The 3,075-nt window shown below is 63.4% G+C and carries 1 protein-coding gene; it reads right to left on the bottom strand.

The window, feature by feature from the left end:
• The coding region (locus tag LCU97_RS26410; RefSeq protein ID WP_232778199.1) for a non-ribosomal peptide synthetase at nt 1-3,075 on the bottom strand (3,075 nt) is incomplete at both ends.

The following is a 3,075-nucleotide window of genomic DNA, read 5'->3' as shown; positions in this document are numbered from 1 at the left end:
GCAGATCGCCACCCGCGAATCCGGCCGTACGCCCTGCTTGCGCAGGTAATGCGCCAGGCGGTTAGCCCGCTCGTTCAGTTCGCGATAATTGAGATGCTGTTCGCCGTGCAGGACGGCCACATCGAGTGGAGTCCGTTGCACCTGTTCCTCGAACAAGCCATGAATGGTCTGCTCAAGCGGATACTCCGCTTGCGTGGCATTGAATGTCGCCAGCACCTGTTCGCGCTCGGAAGCCGGCAGAATCGGCAGGCGATACAATGCCGCCTGCGGTGTCTGCTGCAACGCCTCCACCAGATTCTCCAGCGCTGCCTGCACATACCCGCAGACCCGCTGCGCGCCGATCCGGGCGTCCACGAGCACCGTCAGGCTGAAGCCGTTACCCAGGTCGTCGACGTTCAGGGTAAGCGGATAGTTGGTGCGCTCCTCGCCATCCAGGGCCTGGATACCGCGCCACGCGTGCATCGCAGGTGCCGAAACCGTGCCGGTGACGCTGTGTCGGTAGTTCAGCAAGGCGCTGAACAGCGGCAACGGCGCCGCCACGGCGCTGCATCGCTGGGCCAAGGCCAGGGAAGCGTGCTCATGCCCCAGCAGGGCCGTCAACCGCTCATGGGTGGCCTTGACGCCCGCCCGCACCCCTTGCTGCCCGACCGCCACGCGCAATGGCAGGGTATTGATGAACATGCCCAGCGCCCGGTCGGCGCCCTCGCCGCCCTGCATCCGGCCCATCAGCACGGTTCCGAATACCACGTCCTGGCGACCGGACACCTTGCCCAGCACCTGGGCCCAGGCCAGATGCACCAGGCTCGCGACGCTCACGCCCAATTGCCGGGCCTGCTGACGCAGGCGCAGGTCCAGGGCCGGATCCAATGCCTGCCGGGCCTCTTCGATATCATGACTCTGACCCTGTACATCCAACAGGCCGAACGGCAATGTCGGCTCGTCGACATCACCGAGCATGTCGCGGAAAAACGCCTCGTGCTCTTCACGACTCACCCCCAGTCGTGCCTGCGCCACGTAGTTGCGATAGGGCACCGTGGCCGCCAGTTGTGCGGTTTCGCCCAGCAAGTACGCCTGCATCTCCTGCTGCACCACTTCCAGCGCCGTGTGGTCGAGCGCCATATGGTGGAACAGCAGGGTCGCCACCAGTCGACGATTGGCCTCGTCCTGCCCGTAGACCAGGCGCATCAGCGGGGCCTGGCCCACGTCCAGGCGATGGTGACGCGGATCGAAGCGCTGGCGCAGCTGCGCCACGGCATCGCCGGCGGTCGGGTCGAACTCCACCGCATCGAGGTGCAGCTTCGCCTCGCGCCAGACCACTTGCACCGGCGCCGTCAGGCCATCCCAGACGACGCTGGTACGCAGGATGTCATGGCGATCGATCACCGCTTGCAACGCCTGGACAAACGCCTCGAGACGCTCACGGTCGTCGAAGGCGAACTGCGCCTGGAGGACGTACAGATCGCCCTGCTCCGCCGAAAGATGGTGGTAGAGAATGCCCTCCTGCAACGGCGCCAGCGGGTAGATGTCCTGCACATTGAGCGCACCACCCGGCACCGTCGCCACGATGCGGTCGATGGCCTGTTGGTCCAGGTCGACCAATGTCAGCATCGACGGGGTGATCCGGGTGCATCCCGGCACGATACCGTTGTCCGGCACCTCGACTTCGTGACCGCTGCCGATGGCGGCCGCCAGTGCCTTCAAGGTCGGCTGGCCGAACAACACGCGCACGTCCGCCGACCAGCCCAGCTGGCGCATGCGCCCGATCAGGCTGACGGCCAGCAGCGAATGACCGCCCAGTTCGAAGAAATGGTCGTGGCGACCGATGCGTTCCACCTGGAGCAGGTCTTGCCAGATCTGCGCCAAGGCGATTTCGGTTTCACCTTGCGGCGCTTCATAGCCCCGGCTGATGACCGAGTCCTGATCCGGCGCCGGCAAGGCCTTGCGGTCGAGTTTGCCGTTCGGGGTCAGCGGCAGCGCATCCAGGCGCACGTAGGCCACAGGCACCATGTATTCCGGCAGTTGCGCTTGTAAATGGCCGCGAAGACTTTCGATGTCCGCCGTTACCGATTCGGTGAAATAGGCGACCAGACGCTTATCGCCCGGTACATCTTCACGGGCTAGCACCACGGCTTCCTTCACAGCATCGTGTTGGGCCAGCCGCGCCTCGATCTCGCCCAGCTCGATGCGGAAACCGCGGATCTTCACCTGATCGTCGTTACGGCCCAGGTATTCGATGTTGCCATCGGGCAGGTAGCGACCCAGGTCGCCGGTCTTGTACATCCGCGCATTGCGATCACTGCTGAACGGATCCTTGAGGAAACGCTCGGCGGTCAGGTCGTTGCGGTTCAAATAACCCCGCGCCACGCCAGCACCACCGATGTAGATTTCGCCCGGCACGCCCAGTGGTACCGGTTGTTTGTGTTCATCCAACAGGTAGAACTGGGTGTTCGCCACCGGCTTACCGATGTGCGGAACAAACCCATCCTCGCGAGCCATCGACACCCAGCTCGAATAGGTCGTGGTTTCCGAAGGGCCGTAAAGGTTGCACAGGCGCTTGACTTGGGTCTGCTCGAACAGCGCTTCCACCAGACTGCGTTTAAGAGCCTCACCCGCCACGTTGACGGTATCCACGCCCTCACCCAGCCCACCCGACTCCAGCAACGCCTTGAGCGCCGATGGCACGGTGTTGATCAGGGTAATGTCGTGCTCGCCCTGTTGCAGTTCCAGCACATTAGTGACCACTTCAATGCTGCCGCCCGACGTCAGCGGCGCGAAGCATTCATAGACCGCCAGGTCGAAGTTCAACGAAGTCGAGAACAAGGTTTTCGACAGGGTGTTCGAGTCAAATGACCGATGCGCCCAGGTCAGGAAGTTCACCGTGTTGCGGTGCTCGATCATCACGCCTTTCGGCAATCCGGTGGATCCCGAGGTATAGATCACATAGGCCAGATGCGACGAGGTCAGCTCAGGCACCTGCGGATTCGAGACGGATTCGTCCTGCCACAGCCCGCTACCGAGGTCGATCACCGGCATCGTTGCATCAACCAGCAAGCCAAGGGTCGCCGTCTGGGCCAG

The organism is Pseudomonas uvaldensis, from assembly GCF_021271205.1.
In the GTDB taxonomy this organism is placed as follows: Bacteria; Pseudomonadota; Gammaproteobacteria; order Pseudomonadales; family Pseudomonadaceae; genus Aquipseudomonas; species Aquipseudomonas uvaldensis.
Note: the sequence above shows the minus strand (reverse complement) of the source record. Positions and strands in the feature narration are given on the sequence as shown.